The sequence below is a fragment of the Nioella sp. genome (genome assembly GCF_964229645.1).
Classification (GTDB): domain Bacteria; phylum Pseudomonadota; class Alphaproteobacteria; order Rhodobacterales; family Rhodobacteraceae; genus Nioella.
The window spans coordinates 1-4,268 of the sequence record NZ_CAXREX010000197.1 but is presented as its reverse complement, the minus strand read 5'-3'; the positions used below and the strand labels follow the sequence as shown (position 1 = coordinate 4,268).

Below are 4,268 nucleotides of genomic sequence, written 5' to 3'. Positions count from 1 at the left end.
TCGAACACGTCGCGCCCCTTGTCGGTCAGTTCCGCCAGCACCACCCGCCGGTCGCCCTCCGAGGGCGCGCGGGACGCAAGCCCCTCCTTCTCCAGCCGCTCCACCACCGCCGTCGCGTTGCCGTTCGAGACCAGCAACTGCCGGCTGAGGTCGCTCATCTTCATCGGGCCCCTGGCCCGGTGGAGCGCGGCCATCACGTCGAAGCGGGGCAGGGTGGTGTCATGGTGCAGCCGCAGGTATTCGCGCAGATGGTTCTCGGTGGCCCGTGTCATCCGCAAAAGCCGGATCCAGGTGCGCAGGCGACGCGCGGATAGCTCTGGTTCACGCATCAAATCTCGCCCCCCGATACCGACAGCGCGTGCCCGTTGACCGAGCTTGCGCCCTCCGAGGCCAGGAAGAGCGCCGCCGCCGCCACCTCGTCGGGGGCGATGAGCCGCGCCATGGGGTTGCCGCTGGTGATCATGGAAATGGCCTTCTCGCGCGGCACGTCGAAGCGGTCCATGACCGATTGCGCGGCGGCATCGGCCATCTCGGTATCGACGAAGCCGGGGCAGATCGCGTTGCAGGTGATGCCCGACTTGGCCACTTCCTTGGCGACGGACCGCACCAGCCCCAGCACCCCGTGTTTGGAGGCCGCATAGGGCGCGATATTGGACCCGCCCTGCAACGCGGCGGTCGAGGCGATGGCAATGAGCCGACCGCCCCCGCGCATCATGCGCAGAGCTTCCCGAAAGGTCAGGAAGGTGCCCGTCAGGTTCACATCCATCGTCGCCTGCCAGTCGGCAAGAGACACATCCACCAGTTTCTTTGCGCGGCCCGCGCCTGCATTGGCAATGACCACGTCGAAGGGCTGGGCAAAGAGCGCGGCCACCTCGTCTTCCTTCGTCACGTCGGCGGTTACGATCTCGATCTCAAACCCCTCAGCGGCCTCCCGCAACGGCCCCTCGCGCCGCCCGGCAATGGTGACCGCATCTCCCGCCCGGGCAAAGGCATGGGCAATGGCCCGGCCAATCCCCGTGCCGCCTCCGGTGATCAGAACACGCCTTTGCCCGGTCATGCGCGGATCTCCTCCTGGGCCTTTTTCTCCTGCAGGCGGTAGGCCTGGTCGCGGCCCGCAAGATAGGGCAGGGGCCAGTCGGTGCTGGTGTCGCCCAGTTCCACCCCGGCATGGAGCGTCCAGTAGGGATCGGACAGGTGTGGGCGCGCCAGGCAGACCAGATCGGCCCGGCCCGCCATCAGGATCGAGTTGACGTGGTCGGCCTCGTAGATATTGCCCACCGCCATCGTGGGCATGTGCAACTCGTTACGGATGCGGTTGGAAAAGGGCGTCTGGAACATGCGGCCATAGACGGGCTTGGCCTCGGTTGAGGTCTGGCCTGCCGACACGTCGATGATGTCGGCCCCGGCCTCGCGGAACATGCGTGCGATCTCAACCGCGTCCTCCGGCGTGACGCCAGCCTCGCCCACCCAATCGTTTGCGGAAATCCGCACCGACATGGGTTTGGCTTCCGGCCAGGCGGCGCGCATCGCGCGGAACACCTCCAACGGGTAGCGCATGCGGTTTTCAAGCGATCCGCCATAGTCATCCGTGCGCCTGTTGGAGACCGGCGAGATGAAGGACGAGATCAGGTAACCATGCGCCGCGTGCAGTTCGATCATGTCGAAGCCCGCCCGGTCGGCCATCTCGACCGAAGCGACGAATTGCGCAAGAACTTCGTCCATATCCGCAACCGTCATCTCGCGCGGAACGGCGTTGGCGTCGGACCATGGCACCGGCGAAGGCGCGATGATCTCCCAGTTGCCGACCTTGAGCGGCGCGTCGCCGTCCTCCCACCCCAGTTGGGTCGAGGCCTTCCGGCCCGCGTGCCCGATCTGGCAGCACAGCCTGGCCTGCGTTTCGGCATGGACGAACTCCACCAGCCGCCGCCACTGGCCTTCATGCTCGGGCGCATAGAGCCCCGGACAGCCCGGCGTGATCCGGCCTTCGGGGCTGACGCAGGTCATTTCGGTGTAGACCAGCCCCGCACCACCCTTGGCGCGTTCCGCGTAATGGACGAAATGCCAGTCGGTCGGGCAGCCATCAACGGCCTTGTATTGCGCCATGGGCGAGACCACGACACGGTTCGCAAGCTCCATGTCCCGCAGGCGGAAGGGGGTGAACATCGGCGTCCGGTGGGGCGCATCGGCAGGTAGCCCCGCCTGGGTCATGAACCAGCGTTCCGCGCTTTCCAGCCAGTCGGGATCGCGCAGGCGCAGGTTTTCGTGGGAAATCCGCTGCGACCGCGTCAGCAGGTTGTAGTTGAACTGCACCGGGTCCTGATCGAGATAGCGCTCCACCTCTTCGAACCATTCCAGCGAATTGCGCGCCGCCGATTGCAGGCGCAGCACCTCGACCCGGCGCTCCTCCTGGTAGCGTTCGAACGCGTCCTGCATCGTGGGTTCCGAATGCAGGTACTCGGCCAGAGCAATCGCGCTGTCGAAAGCAAGCCGCGACCCTGACCCGATGGAAAAATGCCCCGTTGCAGCGGCATCGCCCATCAGCACCACGTTGCCGGTGTACCATTTCTCGCAGATTACGCGGGGGAACTGCATCCAGACGGCAGAGCCGCGCAAATGCGCCGCGTTCGACATCAGCTTGTGGCCATCCAGATGACGCTCAAAGACCTTGCGGCAGGTCTCGACCGTTTCCTCCTTGGACATCTGCTCGAAGCCCCAGGCGTCCCAGGTCTCGGGCAGGCATTCGACGATGAAGGTCGCGGTCTGGTCGTCGAACTGGTAGACATGCGCCCACATCCAGCCGTGCTCGGTCTTTTCGAAGATGAAGGTAAAGGCGTCGTCGAATTTCTGATGCGTGCCGAGCCAGACGAACTTGCACAGCCGCGTGTCGATATCGGGCTGGAAGACATCGGCATATTCGTTGCGGACGCGGGAATTGATCCCGTCCGTGGCGACCACGAGGTCATAATCCTTGCGATAGGTTTCGGCGCTGGCAAACTCGGTCTCGAATTGCAGGTTCACCCCCAGCTCCCGCGCGCGTTCCTGCAACAGGATCAACATCTGCTTGCGCCCGATCCCGGCAAAGCCATGCCCGCCCGACACCGTGCGCACACCGTCATGCACCACCGCGATATCGTCCCAGTAGGCGAAGTGATCGCGGATCGCCTGCGTTGACTTGGGGTCGTTGGTTTCCATCCGGCTCAGCGCGTCGTCCGACAGAACCACGCCCCATCCGAACGTGTCATTGGCGCGGTTGCGCTCCAGCACCGTCACCTCGTGCGAGGGGTCGCGCAGCTTCATGCTGATCGCGAAATAGAGCCCCGCTGGACCGCCGCCGAGACAGATGACCTTCATATGATCCTTCCCCAGATATGCCGCCGAGAGACTCGGGCCAGCTTCGAGGCTAGCAAGGTGGCATTTTATTTCAAGCTTAAAGTATCGGGTCTGAAATATCTCTGCCGATTCATGAAGATTTGATGAAATCAGCGCCGTGGCAGGGAAGGGGCCTTGCGCGACTCATCTATTTCGGTAATTCACGAAATATGGAAAAAGAACTCGACCAGCTTGCCATCCTGGCCCATTCAGGCCGTAACGCGATCTTCCGCCTGTTGATGCGCCGCTATCCCGATGCGGTGCCAGCGGGCGAGATCACCGGCGCGCTTGGCCTCAAGCCCTCGACGGCCTCGGCTTACCTCGCCGCGCTGCGCGAGGCGGGTCTTGTCAGCCAGACCCGCACGGGCACGTCGCTCCTTTACCGCGCCGATACGGCCACGGCGCAGGGGCTGGTTGATTTTCTCTTTGCCGATTGCTGCCGGGGGCGCCCCGACATCTGCCCGTCTTCCCTGACCCTTGCCGAAAAAGGACCCGGGACCATGCCCGACAAGACCTATAGCGTGCTTTTCATCTGCACCGGCAACTCCGCCCGCTCGATCATTGCCGAAACCCTGCTGCGCGACATGGGCGAGGGCCGCTTCACCGTCCATTCCGCAGGGACGACTCCCTATTCGGAGCTGAACCCGCTTGCCGTCGAGATGCTCGAACAGAAGGGTCATGACGTGACCGGCCTGCGCGCCAAGAACATCTCGGAATTCCAGGGCCCCGACGCCCCCGCGCTCGATTTCGTCTTCACTGTCTGCGACCAGGCCGCCAACGAGGACTGCCCGCCCTGGGAAGGTCAGCCGATCAGTGCCCATTGGGGCCTGCCCGATCCGGTCAAGGCCACGGGCACGGACGCCCAGAAGATGCTGGCCTTCCAGCAGACCTACGGCGCG

Annotated in this window: 4 protein-coding genes; 1 reads left to right on the top strand and 3 read right to left on the bottom strand. The window is 64.3% G+C overall.

Going from position 1 to position 4,268, the window contains the following annotated elements; genetic code table 11:
- The 3 genes from ACEQXV_RS13380 to ACEQXV_RS13370 form a co-directional block, all read right to left on the bottom strand.
- The coding region (locus tag ACEQXV_RS13380) for a MarR family winged helix-turn-helix transcriptional regulator (RefSeq protein WP_370269625.1) at positions 1-329 on the bottom strand (329 nt) is incomplete at its 3' end.
- A complete protein-coding gene (locus tag ACEQXV_RS13375) occupies positions 329-1,057 on the bottom strand; it encodes an SDR family NAD(P)-dependent oxidoreductase (protein ID WP_370251528.1) in 729 nt (242 codons plus the stop codon). The genes ACEQXV_RS13375 and ACEQXV_RS13380, both read right to left, overlap by 1 nt.
- Positions 1,054-3,351: a bifunctional salicylyl-CoA 5-hydroxylase/oxidoreductase gene (locus tag ACEQXV_RS13370; protein ID WP_370269623.1), complete on the bottom strand. Its 2,298-nt coding sequence runs from the start codon at positions 3,349-3,351 to the stop codon at positions 1,054-1,056. Before ACEQXV_RS13370 ends, ACEQXV_RS13375 begins: the two co-directional genes overlap by 4 nt.
- Before the next feature lie 188 nt (positions 3,352-3,539).
- Here ACEQXV_RS13370 and ACEQXV_RS13365 point away from each other — a divergent pair.
- Positions 3,540-4,268, top strand: a 729-nt coding sequence (locus tag ACEQXV_RS13365) for an ArsR family transcriptional regulator (protein ID WP_370269622.1), incomplete at its 3' end; no start/stop codon positions are given.

Coding starts and splice junctions, on each gene's coding strand:
- ACEQXV_RS13375 (WP_370251528.1), bottom strand. CDS start 1,057: ATGACCGGGCAAAGGCGTGTTCTGATCACCGGAGGCGGCACGGGGATT.
- ACEQXV_RS13370 (WP_370269623.1), bottom strand. CDS start 3,351: ATGAAGGTCATCTGTCTCGGCGGCGGTCCAGCGGGGCTCTATTTCGCG.